Source organism: Streptomyces sp. NPDC002680, assembly GCF_042889145.1.
Lineage (GTDB): Bacteria > Actinomycetota > Actinomycetes > Streptomycetales > Streptomycetaceae > Streptomyces > Streptomyces adonidis.
This window is the reverse complement of the sequence record NZ_JBIAQP010000001.1, coordinates 1,283,039-1,298,495: the sequence shown is the minus strand read 5'-3', so window position 1 is coordinate 1,298,495 and position 15,457 is coordinate 1,283,039. Positions and strand designations below refer to the sequence as shown.

The 15,457-nt window shown below is 71.1% G+C and carries 13 protein-coding genes; 5 read left to right on the top strand and 8 right to left on the bottom strand.

Annotated elements, in window-relative coordinates; genetic code table 11:
- Positions 1 to 37 precede the first annotated feature (37 nt).
- Positions 38 to 2,422, top strand: coding sequence for a SpoIIE family protein phosphatase (locus tag ACFYXF_RS05910; protein ID WP_389348295.1), 2,385 nt, complete (start codon positions 38 to 40; stop codon positions 2,420 to 2,422).
- A gap of 28 nt (positions 2,423 to 2,450) precedes the next feature.
- On the opposite strand, the gene ACFYXF_RS05905 is transcribed toward ACFYXF_RS05910, so the two are convergent.
- Positions 2,451 to 3,533 carry an NADH:flavin oxidoreductase/NADH oxidase gene (locus ACFYXF_RS05905; RefSeq protein WP_389348294.1) on the bottom strand — a complete coding sequence of 361 codons (1,083 nt, stop codon included), beginning with the start codon at positions 3,531 to 3,533 and terminating at the stop codon, positions 2,451 to 2,453.
- Between the two features lie 131 nt (positions 3,534 to 3,664).
- On the opposite strand from ACFYXF_RS05905, the gene ACFYXF_RS05900 reads away from it, so the two are divergent.
- Positions 3,665 to 4,033 (top strand): ArsR/SmtB family transcription factor, encoded by a 369-nt coding sequence (locus ACFYXF_RS05900; RefSeq protein ID WP_389348293.1) that lies wholly within the window; start codon positions 3,665 to 3,667, stop codon positions 4,031 to 4,033.
- Here the strand turns inward: ACFYXF_RS05900 and ACFYXF_RS05895 are convergent.
- Positions 3,944 to 5,341, bottom strand: coding sequence for a nucleobase:cation symporter-2 family protein (locus ACFYXF_RS05895; protein WP_389348292.1), 1,398 nt, complete (start codon positions 5,339 to 5,341; stop codon positions 3,944 to 3,946). The genes ACFYXF_RS05900 and ACFYXF_RS05895 overlap by 90 nt on opposite strands.
- Positions 5,342 to 5,510: 169 nt before the next feature.
- On the bottom strand, positions 5,511 to 6,863 hold the full coding sequence (locus ACFYXF_RS05890) for an FAD-dependent oxidoreductase (protein WP_389348291.1): 1,353 nt from the start codon (positions 6,861 to 6,863) through the stop codon (positions 5,511 to 5,513).
- Positions 6,864 to 7,067: 204 nt separating this feature from the next.
- Here ACFYXF_RS05890 and ACFYXF_RS05885 point away from each other — a divergent pair, with 204 nt between their 5' ends.
- Positions 7,068 to 7,541: a DUF6214 family protein gene (locus ACFYXF_RS05885; RefSeq protein ID WP_389348290.1), complete on the top strand. Its 474-nt coding sequence runs from the start codon at positions 7,068 to 7,070 to the stop codon at positions 7,539 to 7,541.
- Positions 7,542 to 7,598: 57 nt separating this feature from the next.
- Here ACFYXF_RS05885 and ACFYXF_RS05880 read toward each other — a convergent pair whose 3' ends face one another.
- The gene (locus ACFYXF_RS05880; protein WP_389348289.1) at positions 7,599 to 8,255 is read right to left on the bottom strand and encodes a DUF305 domain-containing protein; all 657 of its coding nucleotides are present in this window, start codon (positions 8,253 to 8,255) and stop codon (positions 7,599 to 7,601) included.
- A gap of 192 nt (positions 8,256 to 8,447) precedes the next feature.
- On the opposite strand from ACFYXF_RS05880, the gene ACFYXF_RS05875 reads away from it, so the two are divergent.
- Positions 8,448 to 9,950 carry an LVIVD repeat-containing protein gene (locus ACFYXF_RS05875; RefSeq protein WP_389348288.1) on the top strand — a complete coding sequence of 501 codons (1,503 nt, stop codon included), beginning with the start codon at positions 8,448 to 8,450 and terminating at the stop codon, positions 9,948 to 9,950.
- Positions 9,951 to 10,242: 292 nt separating this feature from the next.
- Here ACFYXF_RS05875 and ACFYXF_RS05870 read toward each other — a convergent pair whose 3' ends face one another.
- From ACFYXF_RS05870 to ACFYXF_RS05855, 4 genes are all read right to left on the bottom strand, one after another.
- Complete coding sequence (locus ACFYXF_RS05870) at positions 10,243 to 10,932, bottom strand: HAD family hydrolase (protein WP_389348287.1); 690 nt, start codon at positions 10,930 to 10,932, stop codon at positions 10,243 to 10,245.
- Between the two features lie 203 nt (positions 10,933 to 11,135).
- On the bottom strand, positions 11,136 to 11,813 hold the full coding sequence (locus tag ACFYXF_RS05865; RefSeq protein WP_389348475.1) for a phosphatase PAP2 family protein: 678 nt from the start codon (positions 11,811 to 11,813) through the stop codon (positions 11,136 to 11,138).
- A gap of 73 nt (positions 11,814 to 11,886) precedes the next feature.
- On the bottom strand, positions 11,887 to 12,822 hold the full coding sequence (locus ACFYXF_RS05860; protein WP_369029903.1) for a M56 family metallopeptidase: 936 nt from the start codon (positions 12,820 to 12,822) through the stop codon (positions 11,887 to 11,889).
- Between the two features lie 79 nt (positions 12,823 to 12,901).
- On the bottom strand, positions 12,902 to 13,465 hold the full coding sequence (locus ACFYXF_RS05855; RefSeq protein WP_389348286.1) for a DUF5134 domain-containing protein: 564 nt from the start codon (positions 13,463 to 13,465) through the stop codon (positions 12,902 to 12,904).
- A gap of 157 nt (positions 13,466 to 13,622) precedes the next feature.
- Between ACFYXF_RS05855 and ACFYXF_RS05850 the strand changes: the two genes are divergently transcribed.
- On the top strand, positions 13,623 to 15,389 hold the full coding sequence (locus ACFYXF_RS05850; protein ID WP_389348285.1) for an FUSC family protein: 1,767 nt from the start codon (positions 13,623 to 13,625) through the stop codon (positions 15,387 to 15,389).
- Positions 15,390 to 15,457: the final 68 nt, after the last annotated feature.

Sequence of the window (15,457 nt, the reverse complement as noted above, 5' to 3'; positions counted from 1 at the left end):
GTTGTTGCCTGTCGCCAATGCCCCCATCCTGGGACATATGGCTACTGGGCCGCGCGAGGAAGAGCGAGTGGTCCCGTCCGGTGACGCCCTGGCGGTGATCGACGCGCACGGCACCCTCACTGCCTGGAGCGAGGGCGCCCGCCGGCTCACCGGGTACACCGCCGCCGAGGTCACCGGCCGCCCGGCGGCGGACCTGGTGATCGGCGATCCGGGTGCGGCCTGGCGGGAGCTGCGCGCGTCGGGCGCCGCCGTCGTCGCCGTACGGCACCGGGACGGGCGGCGTCTGGAGTTGGCGCTCCGGCTGTGTCCGGTACGGGGGGAGCGGCGGGCGTACGTCGTCACGGCGTCGCCCGGTGAGGCGGGGCGGGAGCTGGGCGAGCTGGCGTTCCGGCAGGCCTCCGTGTCGATGTCCGTGTTCGACAGCGAGCAGCGGTATCTGCGGATGAACGACGTGGCCTGCGCGATCATGGGGCAGCCCGAGGCCGCGTTCCTGCACCGGTACTTCCCCGACACCGTCGAGGACGCCGAGCACAGCCGGGGCTTCCTGCGCCATCTGGAGATCGTCGCCGAGACCGGACGGCCGGTCCACTACGAGAGCTGGACGCGGTCGCCCTCGGGCAGGCGCATGCACGCCTGGAACTTCGAGATGTGGCCGCTGCGCGATCCGGCCGGTGAACTCCTCGGTGTCGCGCTCGCCGGGTTCGACAGCAGCGAGCAGCACTGGGCGCGGCAGCGGCTGGCCATGCTGAACGAGGCCGCCGCGGGCATCGGCACCCGGCTCGACGTTGCCCAGACGGCCCGGGAACTCGCCGAACTGGTGGTGCCCCGGCTCGCCGACTTCGCCAGCGTGGACCTGCTGGACTCGGTGCTCCAGGGCGACGAACCGGCGGTCGGGCCGGTGGACGCAGACGTCGAGATGCGCCGGGTCGCCCACCACTCGCTCACGGCCGGGGTGCCGGAGGCCGCGATCGGCCTCGGCGCGGCGGACGTCTACCCGCCGTACTCGCCGCCCGCCCGCGCACTCGCCACCGGCCTGCCCGTCCTCGCCCGCACCGGCGACCCGGACCTCGACCGGTGGTTCGGACGGCACACGGCCCGCTCCGCGAAACTGCGCACCAGTGCAGACCCTTATGACCTAGCCCTGATGGCCGTACCGCTGACCGCACGAGGTACGACGCTGGGCGTGGCCGTCTTCGTACGGCTGCTGACCCCCGAGAAACCCGACGTCTTCGACGAGGACGACGTCTCGCTGGCCCGGGAACTGGCCAGCCGCGCGGCCGTGTGCGTCGACAACGCCCGCCGCTACACCCGCGAACGCACCACGGCCCTCGCCCTCCAGCGCAGCCTCCTGCCCCAGACCATGGCCGGCCAGGCGGCCGTCGAGTTCGCCTCCCGCTATCTGCCCGCGCTGTCCCAGGCGGGCGTCGGCGGCGACTGGTTCGACGTGATCCCGCTGTCCGGGACCCGGGTGGCCCTGGTCGTCGGAGACGTCGTCGGCCACGGCCTGCACGCCTCGGTGACGATGGGCAGGCTCCGTACGGCGGTCTGGACGCTGGCGGACGTCGATCTGCCGCCCGACGAGCTGCTCACCCACCTCGACGACTTGGTCGGCCATCTCGGGACCGACGAGAGCGGCGAGGCCGGCGAGATCGGCGCGACCTGTCTGTACGCGGTCTACGACCCGGTGTCCCGGCGCTGCACGCTCGCCGCCGCCGGACATCCGCCGCCGGTCGTCCTGTACCCCGACGGCCGGGTCGAGGTGATCGAGGTGAGCGCCGGTCCCATGCTCGGCGTCGGCGGGCTGCCGTTCGAGGCGACCGAGCTGGAGCTGCCCGAGGGAGCCGTGCTCGCCCTCTACACGGACGGGCTCGTCGAGGCCCGCGATCTCGACCTGGACACCGGAACAGCCGCTCTGTGCACGGCACTTGGGGCCCCGGCCGGCAGTCTGGAGGAGGTCTGCGACACGGTGCTCGACTCGCTGCTCCCGGAGACACCGGGTGACGACGTCGCCCTGCTGGTCGCCCGGACCCGTGCCCTGGACGCCGAACAGGTCGCGGTCTGGGATCTGCCCGCCGACCCGGCCGTGGTCGCCACCGCCCGCAAACACGTCACCGACCAGCTGACCCGCTGGGGCATCGACGAGGCCGCGTTCGTCACGGAGCTGGTGGTCAGCGAGCTGGTCACCAACGCCATCCGGTACGGCGGCGAACCCATCCAGCTCCGGCTGATCCGCGACCGCACCCTCATCTGCGAGGTCTCCGACGCCAGCAGCACCTCACCGCATCTGCGCCGGGCCCGCACCTTCGACGAGGGCGGACGCGGCCTCCTCCTGGTCGCCCAGCTCACCGACCGCTGGGGCACCCGCCCGACGGGCACGGGAAAGACCATCTGGGCGGAACAGGCGCTGCCGCCAACTCTCTGAGAAACCAAGGGACTTGCGCCCCCCACCCTCACACGGACCGGTGGTACTGGTCCGGCACATGCACCTCGCCGCCCAGTTCACGGGCCGCGTGCCGGGCCCACGAGGGGTTGCGCAGCAACTCGCGGCCGAGCAGCACCGCGTCGGCCTCACCGTTGGCCAGGATCTTCTCGGCCTGCTCGGCGTCGGTGATCATCCCCACGGCGGCGACGGGCAGCGAGGTCTCGGCCTTCACCCGGGCGGCGAAGGGGACTTGGTAGCCCGGACCGGTCGGGATGCGTACGCCGGAAGCGTTGCCCCCGGTGGAGACGTCGAGCAAGTCGACTCCGTGGGCGTGGAGTTCGGCGGCGAACCGCACGGTGTCGTCGGCGCTCCAGCCGCCCTCCTCCAGCCACTCGGTCGCCGAGACACGGAAGAACAGCGGCTTGTCCTCCGGCCACACCTCCCGTACGGCGTCGACGACTTCGAGCGCGAAGCGCACCCGGTTCTCGTACGAGCCGCCGTAGGAGTCGGTGCGGTGGTTGGAGTGCGGGGAGAGGAAGCCGTTGATCAGATAGCCGTGCGCGCCATGGATCTCGACGACCTCGAAGCCCGCGTCGAGCGCGCGACGGGCCGCGTCCGCGAACTGCCCGACGATGTCCCGGATCTGACCGACCGTCAGCTCGGTCGGGACCACGTGCTCCTCGTTGAACGGCACCGGGCTCGCCCCTACCGGCTGCCAGGCGTACGCGTCGTCCGGGCCGAGCGGCGCGCCGCCCTTCCAGGGCAGGCCGGTGGACGCCTTCCGGCCCGCGTGCGCGAGCTGGATCGCGGGCACCGTGCCCTGCGAGACCAGGAAGCGGTTGATCCGGCGGAACGCCTCGACCTGGGTGTCGTTCCAGATGCCCAGGTCGTACGGGGTGATCCGGCCCTCCGGGCTGACGGCGCTGGCCTCGACGACGATCAGGCCGGTGCCGCCGGCGGCGCGTGCCGCGTAGTGCGCGAAGTGCCAGTCGTTCGGCGCGCCGGTCTCCGGGCCCTCGGGTGCCGCCGAGTACTGGCACATCGGGGGCATCCATACGCGGTTGGGGATGGTCAGGTCGCGGAGGCGGTAGGGCTCGAAGAGCGCGCTCACGGCGGACTCCAATCGTCATCGTCGTTCGTCACGGGGTCGCTGGACCACTCGTACGATAGGCATCGTAGTACGGCGAGTGTCAAACTACGAGAGGTCTCGTACAATGGGTTTCCCGACGAAGTGGAGCAGCCGTGACCACCGCAGCCCCCGCCCCCAGCAGCCGTGACCTGCCGCACCCGGTGCGCGAGGAGATCCGGCTGGAGGGCGTGTTGCACGCGCTCTCCGACCCGATGCGGCTCCAGGTCGTGCGAGAGCTCGCCGCCGTGAGCGACGAGCTGTCCTGTTCGCACTTCGACCTGCCCGTGACCAAGTCCACGACCACGCACCACTTCCGGGTGCTGCGCGAGAGCGGAGTGATCCGGCAGGTCTACCGGGGCACGGCCAAGATGAACGGCCTGCGCCGGGACGACCTAGACGGCCTCTTCCCGGGGCTTCTCGACAGCGTCCTGGCTGCCGCCGCCGGTCAGGCCGCCCGCCTCGGCGGTGTCACCGTCGGCTGAACTGCCCTTCCCCGCAAGGTGGTTGAAGAGCAGGTTCAGGACGATCGCCGTCAGGCAGCCCGCGCTGATGCCGCTGTTCATCACCGTCTGGAACCAGTCCGGGAACTTCGCGTAGACCGTCGGCACACCGACCGGCAGCATGCCCACGGCCACCGAGACCGCCACGACCGTCAGGTTGTGGTTGTCCTTGAACTCGACCGTGGCCAGCGTGCGCAGCCCGCTCGCGGCGACCGTCCCGAACATCACCAGACCCGCGCCGCCCAGCACCGGTGCCGGTATGGCCGCGACCACCGCGCCCAGCTTGGGCAGCAGGCCGAGCAGTACGAGGATGCCGCCGGCGGTCGCCACGACCCAGCGGCTGCGCACCCGGGTCATCCCGACGAGGCCGACGTTCTGCGCGTACGCCGTGTACGGGAAGGTGTTGAAGATGCCGCCGAGGACGGTGGAGAGACCGTCGGCGCGCAGCCCGTCGGCGAGGGAGCGCGGCTCGACCTTCCGGCCGGTCATCTCACCGACCGCGATCAGGTCACCGGTCGTCTCGGTCATCGTCACCAGCGCAACCACCAGCATGGAGATGATCGCCGATGCCTCGAAGGTGGGCGCTCCGAAGTGGAAGGGCGTGCTGATGCCGAGCCAGTCGGCGTCCCCGACCCCGTCGAAGTCCGTGAACCCGAACGGCACGGCCACGGCCAGCCCCACCACGATGCCGATCAGCACCGCGATCCGGCTCAGGAACACCGGCGCGAACCGCTGCACGCCGAGCACCACGGCCAGTACGAACGCGGCGAGTCCCAGGTTCTTCGGCTCGCCGAAGTCCGCCGAACCCACGCCGCCGGCCGCCCAGTTGCCGGCCACCGGCAGGAGTGACAGGCCGATGATCAGGATCACGGTGCCGGTCACGAGGGGTGGGAAGAAGCGCAGGAGCCGTCCGAAGACGGGCGCCAGCAGGACGATCGCGAGTCCCGCGACTATCACCGAGCCGTAGATGGCGGGGAGTCCGCCGCCCGTCGTACCGATGAGGACCATCGGCGACACGGCCGCGAAGGTGCAGCCCTGCATGATCGGCAGGCGGACGCCGAAGCGCCAGAAGCCGACGCACTGGATGAGGGTGGCGATGCCGCAGACCAGGAGGTCGGCGGTGATGAGGTAGGCGAGGTCGGCGGGCGAGAGCTTCATGGCTCCGCCGACGATCAGGGGGACGGCTACGGCGCCGGCGTACATCGCGAGGACGTGTTGGAGGCCGAAGGCGGCGAGTTGGCGTGCGGGTGGGACTTCGTCCACGGGGTGTACGGGTGGGGGTGGGGTCATGGGGGCTCCAGGAGCGGCGGGGGGGTGGGGGGTGCTGGACAGGGGGGATTGAACAGTTTGTTGATTGCTTGGCTGTTGTCGATGTGTGTCATGCCCACCTAGATGCCCCCGCAAGGCTGTTTGTCGTCTGCGGGCCGGTGGGGGCTGATCGCGCAGTTCCCCGCGCCCCTTAGGGGGTGTCCGTGCCCCGTGCTGCTGCCATCAGGGAGTTCCAGTCGGGGAGCTTCACCACGCTTCGACCCAGCGTTGCCCCCAGCTCTGCCTCGGCCCGTTCAATTGCCTGCCAGCCTGCCCAGCCCACCGGGCGGAAACCCTCCGCTCGCAGCGCCGCCAGTGGGTCCTCCGGCCTCTCCTGGCGTACGAGTGCGGCGGCGTCCGCGAGCAGAGACGTCGCCGTTTCCTTTGCGCAGGGGCGGTTGGTGCCGATGACGCCCGTGGGGCCGCGTTTGATCCAGCCGGCCACGTACTCGCCGGGGGAGGGGTGGCCGTCGCGCAGGACGCGGCCCGCGAGGTGGGGGACTGTGCCGTTGGTCGCGTCGAACGGGAGTCCGTCCAGCGGGACCCCGCGATAGCCGACCGAGCGGAGCACGAGCTGGGCCTCGATGTCCTCGTACTGGCCTGTGCCCTTCACGCCGCCGGTTCCGTCAGGCGCCGTCCGCTCGAAGCGGACCGCGCCCACCCGGCCCCCGGCGGCCAGCAGTTCGACCGGGCGGCGGAAGAAGTGCAGCCGGATGCGGCGGGCCGTGCTTGCGAGGGGCGTGGCCGCCCAGGTGTGCAGTGCCTCCACGTTGCGGCGCTGGGCGGCGGGGAGGGCGGAGGGGTCGGTGTACCCCGGGTCGAGTGTCAACTCGGCCTCGTCCACGACGACTTGGGTGTCCGGCAGGGTGCCCAGCTCGCGCAGCTCCTTGGTGGTGAAGCGGGCCTGCGAGGGGCCTCGTCGGCCCACCATGTGGATGTCGGTCACCCGGCTCGCCGTCAGTGCGGTGAGCGCGGCCTGCGGCATGTCCGTCGGGCTCAGTTCGGCCGGGCCGCGTGCCAGCATCCGGGCCACGTCCACCGCCACGTTCCCGACGCCGATGACCACGGCAGAGCGCGCGCCCTGGACGAAACCGTCGTCGACGGCGTCCGGATGGGCGCTGTACCAGGCCACGAACTCGGTCGCCGACCAGCTGCCCGGCAGCTCCTCGCCGGGAATGCCCAGATGGCGGTCGGTGGCGGCGCCCACGCAGTACACCACCGCGTGGTACAGCTCCCGCAACCGGGCGCCCGGCAGCTCACCCGGACCGGAGCCGATCCGCACACCGCCCAGGAAGCGCACGCGCTCGTGCTCCAGGACCGTACGCAGGTTGTTCTGCAGCGACTTGATCTTCTCGTGGTCCGGAGCCACCCCGTACCGCACCAGACCGTACGGCGCCGGCAGCCGGTCCAGAACGTCGACCAGCACCTCCGGATCCTGCTGGACCAGGCTCTGGGCGGTGTAGACCCCGCTCGGACCCGAACCCACGACGGCGACACGCAACACGGCGGAACCCCTCACTGCGGGACGCGGTGGAACTCCCTGTTGCTGACACCTTCAGGATCTCACCGTCGGCGCTGCGCTGACAGGGTGCCGGGCGGAGCGGGCGCGCGTGTCCGTTCGTATGGAAAGTGATCATGCGGTTACGTTCCGTATGTGCTAGAAGCATCCTTTCTTAATCTTTCCGGTCGCTGCCCGACGGAAGGTGCCGTGTCGGTGCGGCCCGCCTGGGAAGTGCAGGAGCACGAGGGCTCGGCGACCACGGCCTGGTTCGACGTCCGGCTGGCCTTCACCGACGGCGCCCAGGTCGACGTACTCGCCGTGGTCCGGGAGGCGGGCGTCTCCATCGAGGACGTACGGGCGCAGCCGGCGCTGTCGCTCGACGATCTGGCGGCGCTCGCGGACTGGATCGAGGGGCCGCTCTTCGAGGCGTGCGGCGACGGGCCCGTGGAGGACGGGGAGGCCGACGTGTGCCTGCGGCCCCGTCGCGCCCGGCCTGCCTGGCCGCGGGGCATCGAGGGGCGGTGGCTGGTCGCGGAGGAGTACCGCGCGGCTCAGGAAGAGGGCGCCGACCCCGTTCTCGCCGTGATGTGTGCGACCGGGCGCAGTCGCCGTCGCTCCCTCAGGCTGATCTCGCAGGCGCGGGACGCAGGTTTTCTGACGCCTCGTCATGCCCGACGTTGAGCAAGAAAGTTGAGTAGGGAGTCGGGTAGGGCTTCTGCCCAACTCTCCGCGCCCGCACTACATTTCGCGCATCCGGTTGATCTCCGTCGTCTGCTGCGCGATCACGTCGTCGGCCATCTCCTCGACCCGGACGTTGTTGCCCTGCCCCTTGACCTCCGTGGCCATGGTGACGGCACCCTCGTGATGCGTGATCATCACGGTCAGGAAGAGCTCGTCGAACGCCTTTCCCTTCGCCGCGCGCAACTTGGCGAGTTGGGCCTCGGTCGCCATGCCGGGCATCGTCTCGTGGGTGTGCCCGGTGGTCTTCTCGTCGCCGCCGTTGTCCTTCAACCAGCCCTGCATCGCGGCGATTTCGGGGCGCTGAGCGGCGGCGATGCGCTCGGCCAGCCGCTTCACCGGTGTCGACTCGGCGCGATCCGGCACGAGTTCGGTGATCTCGATCGCCTGCGAGTGGTGCTCGATCATCATGCGGGCGTACGCGAGGTCCGCCGAGTTGGGCGAGTCGTCCGGCAGCTCCGCCTTCGCCTCGTCCGGGGAGAGCGTCCGGGCCGCCTCGCCGGGCAGGCCGGGCGCGATCACCGAAGGGCCCGTCGCCTTCACGGACTTGGCGTCCGCGTCGGAGGACGAGCCCGAGTCGCAGGCGCCGAGCGCGAGGGTGAGCGCGAGCACGGCCAGGACCGGACGGCAGGTACGGGACGCGCGACGGACGGGCACAACGACCTCCTGGGTCAGTTGAGTTGACGGACACCTCGTGAGTGCTGTGTCCGTCCTAACACGCTTCCATACGCCGGTGATCAGAAACTTTCATTACGAATGCGTTGCTCCCTTTTGATCGGTGCATGATGAAGACGATACTTCGGAGGACCGTGAACCGTTCTGACCCGAACGGCTGTCAGGGAGGATGCAGTGACCCTGTTGAATGAATCCCGAACGCGGCGCAGACGCCTGGGAGTTGTCGCCGCGGCGGCCGGACTCCTGGCCGCGCTGCTGACCGCAGGACCCGCCGCCGCTTCACCCGACCCGGGGGACGGGCCGACGGTGTCGGAGGAGATTTCCCAGAGTGTGCAGACCCAGGTGAAGAAGGCCCTGGCCGAGGGGGAGATACCCGGGGTGGACGAGATCGTCCACTCCGACAACATCACGCACCTCACGAACATCCCCAAGGACGCGCTGCCCGGCACCAATTCGGACCTCGCCTTCCAGGGGAAGTACGCCTTCTCCGGCAACTACGACGGCTTCCGCGTCTTCGACATCAGCAACCCGAAGGCCCCGAAGACCGTCTCCCAGGTGCTGTGCCCCGGCGGCCAGAACGACATCTCCGTCTCCGGGAACCTGCTCTTCCTGTCCACCGACGCCTCGCGCAGCGACAGCAGTTGCAGCAGCGTCTCGCAGCCCGCGACCGAGAAGTCGTCGTGGGAGGGCATGAAGATCTTCGACATCAGCGACAAGGCGAACCCCAAGTACGTCGCCGCCGTGGAGACCGCCTGCGGCTCGCACACCCACACGCTGGTGCCCGAGCGCAAGAACGTCTACATCTACGTCTCCTCCTACTCGCCCAGCGCCACCTTCCCCGACTGCCAGCCGCCGCACGACGGCATCTCGATCATCAAGGTGCCCCGAAAGGCCCCCGAGAAGGCGGCGGTTGTCGGCTTCCCGGTCCTGTTCCCCGGTGAGGGCCCCGACGGCGGCGGCAACCCCGGCTCGCCCACCAACCCGGGCGTCTCCAAGACCACCGGCTGCCACGACATCACCGTGCTGCCCTCCAAGGACCTCGCGGCGGGCGCCTGCATGGGCGACGGCATCCTGTTCTCCATCAAGGACCCGGAGCACCCGAAGGTCATCGACCAGGTCCAGGACAACGTCAACTTCGCGTTCTGGCACTCGGCGACCTTCAACCAGAAGGCCAACAAGGTCGTCTTCACCGACGAGTTGGGCGGCGGTGGCGCGGCCACCTGCAACGCGGCGATCGGGCCGAACCGTGGAGCCGACGGCATCTACGACATCGTTGGCAAGGGCGACAAGCGCAAGCTCGTCTTCAAGAGCTACTTCAAGATCCCGCGCTACCAGGCGGACACCGAGGTCTGCGTGGCGCACAACGGCTCGCTGATCCCGGTCAAGGGCAAGGACATCATGGTCCAGGCCTGGTACCAGGGCGGTGTCTCCGTCTGGGACTTCACCGACTCCTCGAAGCCCAAGGAGATCGCCTACTTCGAGCGCGGCCCGATCACCACGGACCGCGTCACGACCGCCGGCCCGTGGTCGGCGTACTACTACAACGGCTACATCTACTCGAACGACATCGCGAAGGGCTTCGACGTCCTGAAGCTCAGTGACCGGCGCACCGACCCGGCCAAGAAGGTCCGCGTCAGTGAGTTGAACGTCCAGACCCAGCCGGACTACTTCGACTGACCGTCAGTACTCGCTACTGACTGTCGACACAGGAGCGCGACAGATCCCTGTCGCGCGTCCCGCCGGGCACCTCGGTGTCCGGCGGGACGCGCATGTCCGGGCAAGGCCACCGCGATTCCTCATTGACCAAGGCGCCGCGTGGGGACATGCTGTTACTTCTGCATTGACTTTTTGTCAGCTGGCACAGGTCAAAGCAGCCGAAACGGCTCTCTGAGGGCGGTTTCGGGCGGCCCGCCTGTCTGGGGTGACGCGGGGGATCACCTCAGACCGGCGTGCCCTTCCCGGAGGAGTCTCAGCCGGCCAGGTCCAGCACCGGCCGCAGCCCGTCCGGGCGTTCGGACACCGGCAGATGGTCCACGAAGTGCACCGCGCAGCCCAGATCCGCCGCACCACCGTCCGCGCGCCGGTCGTCACCGACCATGAGCACGTCCTGCGGCGCCACGGCGAGCGCGTCGCAGGCCACCTTGAACAGACGCGGGTCCGGCTTCTGGACGCCGTGCTCGTACGACAGGACATAGGCGTCGACGTACGCGTCCAGCCCGTGCGCCCGGAACACGGGCCGCAGATCCCACCCGATGTTGCTGACCACCCCGACGGAGATCCCCCGCTCCCGCAGCGCGCACAGCACCTCGACGGCATCGGGATACGGGGCCCACGCGGCCGGCGCCATGTGCCGCTCGTACAACGCGTCGTACAACGCCGGGTCGGGGAGCGGCACTTGACGGGCGAGCCCGGTGTACGCGGCCCGGTGCAGCTCGGCGCTCTCGTCGCGGATCCCCCACACGGCGGCCAGCTCCTGGGGCAACCGCTGAGGCGAGGCCCCACCCGGCAGCGCCCCCGCCACCTCAAGCGCCCGCGCCGTCACGGCGAACTCCGCCTCTGGCAGACCGGGTCCGTGCTCGGCGAGCACGGCACGCAGCCAGGACTCGGTGGACTCGATACGGAAGAGGGTCCCGGAGAAATCGAACAGCACGGCAGCCATGCGCCGGACTTTACCTGGGCGTCTGTCCGGCGCACGGCCGTCGCGATGGACGTCAGGTCAAGGGCGCGGGCACCGGGGTGCCGTAGAAGGTCATGGTCGGCCAACCGCGGGATTCGAGACAGGCGTTGAGCGCGTTCGCGACGTCGATGGGATCGATCTGAGCTGAATGGGATCGTCCGCAAGCAGAGGCGTGAACCGCCAGGTCAGCGTCGTTCGGGCACCCGTCCGAACCGCTCGTACGACACCACCGCCAGTGTCACCACCAGCGCCCCGAGGAGCCAGCCGCCGAGCACGTCCGACGGCCAGTGCACGCCGAGCCAGATCCGGGTCAGACCGGCGCCCGCGACCGAGATCACCGCGACCGTGACCGCCGTACGCCACACCGCGCGTCCGACGCCGTACCGGCGCAGCAGCCACAGCAGGAGGCCGCACACCACCGTGGCGGTCATGGCGTGGCCGGAGGGGAAGGCCGCGTAGTGCGCGGAGTCGACGGGGTCGGGCCAGACCGGGCGGGCGCGGCCGACCGCCGCCTTGAGGCTCTGTTGGAGCACCGTGCCCAGCGCACAGGTCACCACCAGCCACAGCGCGAGCCACCACGCGGAGTGCCGCCACACCAGCCACACCACCACGGCCGCGCACAGCAGGCGCATCGTCAGCGGGTCCCACACCCAGTCCGTGAGGATCCGGAACGCGTGCGTGAGCCCGGGTTCGTCGACCGCCCAGCGATGGGTGGCGCGCGCGATGTCGCCGTCGAGGGCGATCAGCGGATGCCAGTCCGCCGCGACAAGGGTCAGCAGCAGTGCGGAGGCGAGGGCCAGGGCGACGGCGACGCGGACGCCCGGGTGGTGGACCGAGCGCCGGAGCCGGGGGACGAGGTGCATGGGGGGCATGGTGCGATCCTCGCCGACCCATGGGGCGGGAGGCCAACCCAGGGGGTGGCGGGAGGCCGGCGCGCTATCCGAGTGCCCGCAGTCCCGGTACGAACGCCACCAGCACGGGAACCACCGGCACCAGGGCCGCCGCTGCCGTCAGCCGGAGCCTGTGGAACGGCGGCAGCCGGTCCGGTGCGGTCAGGAGCCGGTGCACGCGCTGGGGGAGATGGGCCTGAGGGGTCGGGGACGGGCCGAACACGCCCCGGTCCTCGTTGAGTTCGACCAGGGCGAGGGCGGTCGTGAGGCGGCCGAAGCGGCGGGAGGCCATGTCGTCGGCGGCGAGTTCCACCAGCCGGTGCATCTCGTCCTGGAACGAGGCGAAGACCGGCACCTGCGGAAACCCGTTGGCCAGCGCCCCCGAGCAGTGCAGCAGCCAGTCGTGCCGCGCCCGCGCGTGCCCCTGCTCGTGCGCGAGCACGGCGTCCAGCTGACGCCCCGTGAGGCGGCGCATCGCGGCCGTGGTGACGACGAGGCCGGGTGCCGTGCCGGGCAGCCACCAGGCGTCGGCGCGCTCGCCCTCCAGGACCACGAGCCGGTCGGGACGCGGCTCCTCGCCGGGCAACAGCGGGGCGCGGAGGAGGAGTTCGGCACGGTGCGACCTGCGCCGCCGCCGCGCCCGTACGACCTCACGGACCAGCATCGCCGCGGTCCACAGCCCGCCGCAGGCGAGCGCGACGGCCGTTGTCGCGGCCCAGGGACGGGACGCGCCGAGGACGTACGCCTCCACGACCGCGTGCGGTGCCGGGGCGAAGACATGGCCGCGCACGGCCTGCCAGGCCGCCGCCGCGCTGAGCGTCATCGACAGCGCGCAGCACATCAGTACGGCCGCCACCACGCACTGCCACACCCACAGGGCGACCACCGGTTCGCGGTCCGGCCAGTCGGCGCGGGCGAGCAGCCGCGGGGCGACGACGGCGGTCAGCGCGCCGAGCAGCAACAGTGCTGCGGGGACCATCATGGGTGCACCCTATGAGCGCGGCGGCGCTCGGACCTACGGTCCGTTGCGGCAAAGTGACGCAGACCACGGATTCGTACAGTCAGAGCGTGAGCAGCATGGCGACCGTCGCGATGCCCATCGACAACCGGCAGGCGCGCGCCAGTTCGGGCCGGTCGCCCCAGCCGACCGAGCCGGTCCGGACCCCGCCTCCACCGACGGCCAGCACCGGTACCGACAGCAGTCGGACGCCGGACAGCAGCACGTACCCGGTGAAGTAGAGGAGCAGCGCCGTCGTCAGCGGCGGGACCCCCGAGCTGCCCGATCCGTGCTGGTGACCCGGGGCGGCGGCCATCACGGCCGCCATGTAGGCCATGGCGAACGCGCCCACCAGGTGGTGCAGATGGTGCGGTCCGGTGCGGGCCGCCCACAGGGCGCGCAGCGCGGCCGTGCCGAACACGGCCGTGTACACCAGCCAGGCCCAGCGCGGCGGGGTGAGTACGGCGGCGGGCACGGCCATCGCGGCCATGCCGAAGCCCATCAGCGCCTCGCCGCCCGCGGCCCGGCGCTGCTCCTCGACCGTGCTGCGCATGCGCAGCAGGCAGTACGCCCCGGTCGCCGCGCACAGCGCGACCAGCAGCCACCCGGGCGAAGTCGGACCGTGCACACGCACCTCCCCCTCGACCCCCGAGACCTCCGCTGAAGAGATGCCCGCGCCGGCCGGTGCGCATGCGAGCGCAAGGGTGTACGCGGGGGAGCGTACGCCGGAGCAGCGCAGGTGGGGATATATGTTTTACGAGTAAAACACCTGCTAATCTTCAAGGGTGAGTCCCGATTCCGCTACCACCCCGCCCGTACGACGCCTCCCGCTCACCGGCGTGCTGCGCGTCGGCCGACCGTCGGACATCTGGTTCAAACCGGCCCTGAGCGTGATCGCCGCCGTCGCTCCGCCCTGTCTGACCCTGGCCGCGCTCGACCGCCTCGACCTGGCGATGTACGCCATGGCCGGGGCCCTGTGCGCGCTCTACGCCCACAACCGGCCGTACGCCGCCCGGTCCCGCGTCCTGGCGGGAGTGGTCCTCGGGATGCTCGCCGGACTGGCCGTCGCGCTCGTCGCCGCCTCGCTCACGGGCAACGCCGTCGTTCTGGTCACCGTGGGCGCCCTGCTGGCCGCCGTACAGAAGACGCTGTGCGACGCCACGTGCATCGGGCCGCCCGCGAACGTGGTCCTCACCTTCGTGTCGTCCGCCGCGCTGTTCGCCCCGCAGACACTCGGCCAGGTGCCCGGCCATCTGGCGCTGGCCGCCGGGGCGGGCTGCTGGGCCTGGCTCGTCGGCATGGCACCCGGACTCGTCCGCCCGCACGGCCCGGAGCGCCGCGCGACGGCCCACGCCCTGAACACCGTCGCCGCACACATCGAGGCGCACGGCAGCGGTGACGGCATCGGGGGCCACGGGTACGTCCGCTCGCGGGTCGCCGCCGAGGCCGCCGTCCAGACTGCCCGGCAGACGCTGTCGTCGGCAGGCGGGCGCCCGGGCACCGCCCGTGCCACGACCCGGCGCGCCCTCCAACGCCTCGTCGTGCGAGCCGAGTTGGCGCTCGCCGAGAGTCGGCCCGACGAACTGCGCGCCTGGGCGCTGGAGTTGCGTGTCGGCGGACAGATCCCGACACCCGGCGGACACCTCGCCGGAGAGCCGCACGACGTTGAACTGGCCGCCCCACCAAAGCCGTTGTGGACCAGGCTCGGCCCGCTCGCGCCCTTCGCCGCGCGCACCGCCCTGGGCTGTGCCCTCGCCGGTTACGCCTCCCTCGCCCTCGGCATCGGCCGCCCCTACTGGGCCCTCGTCACCGCGGCCTCCCTCTACCAGGCCAACGTCACCCTCACCTGGAACCGGGCCGTGCAGCGGACCGTCGGCAACCTCGCCGGGGTGCTGCTCTTCGCCGCCGTCGTACCGCTGGCCCACCTCGGACCGGTCGCCCTCGTGCTGTGCTGCCTCGCCCTCAACTTCGGCGCCGAGGCGCTGATGAGCCGCAACTACTGGCTCGGCAGCGTCTGTGTGACCCCGATGGCGCTGCTCGTCACCGAGTTCACGGGGTTCCAGGAACCCGGCCGGCTGATGACCGAGCGGATCGTCGACACCTGCGTCGGCGCGCTGCTCGGCTTCGTCGCGGCCGTCGCGGTCACCAACCACCGCGCGGGGGTCCGCGTCGAGCACGCGCTCACGGCGGTGGAACACGCCCGCACCCACGCCGAACGCGCTCTGACGGACGTACATCCTGTACCCGAACGCCTGGACGAAGCCCGTCGCGGTCTCGCCGCCGCCCTCTCCGACCTGCACACCACCGCCGACACGGCGGCCGGCGAGTGGTGGCAGCGCACCCGCCCCCAGGAGCGGGTCGTGCTCGCCGAACGGTCCGGACACCGTACGCTCGCGGCGACGGCACGAGGCCAGGAGCTACGCACTCAGGGCCTGTCGTCACATTCCCGCCTGCCTGGCGGCGCCATGCACGCACTCTCGCCGCACCGGGCGCAGACCCACGTACAACCAGTACGAGGGCCCGCCCCCGGCACGCCGAGAGCACGCACCTGACGCCGTCAGGCCCGCCCTCCGGGCGGACGACGGGAATGTGACGACAGGCCCTGGACGGCTGACGGCTG

Coding starts and splice junctions, on each gene's coding strand:
- ACFYXF_RS05910 (WP_389348295.1), top strand. CDS start 38: ATGGCTACTGGGCCGCGCGAGGAAGAGCGAGTGGTCCCGTCCGGTGAC.
- ACFYXF_RS05895 (WP_389348292.1), bottom strand. CDS start 5,341: ATGACCCCACCCCCACCCGTACACCCCGTGGACGAAGTCCCACCCGCA.
- ACFYXF_RS05870 (WP_389348287.1), bottom strand. CDS start 10,932: ATGGCTGCCGTGCTGTTCGATTTCTCCGGGACCCTCTTCCGTATCGAG.
- ACFYXF_RS05865 (WP_389348475.1), bottom strand. CDS start 11,813: ATGCACCTCGTCCCCCGGCTCCGGCGCTCGGTCCACCACCCGGGCGTC.
- ACFYXF_RS05860 (WP_369029903.1), bottom strand. CDS start 12,822: ATGATGGTCCCCGCAGCACTGTTGCTGCTCGGCGCGCTGACCGCCGTC.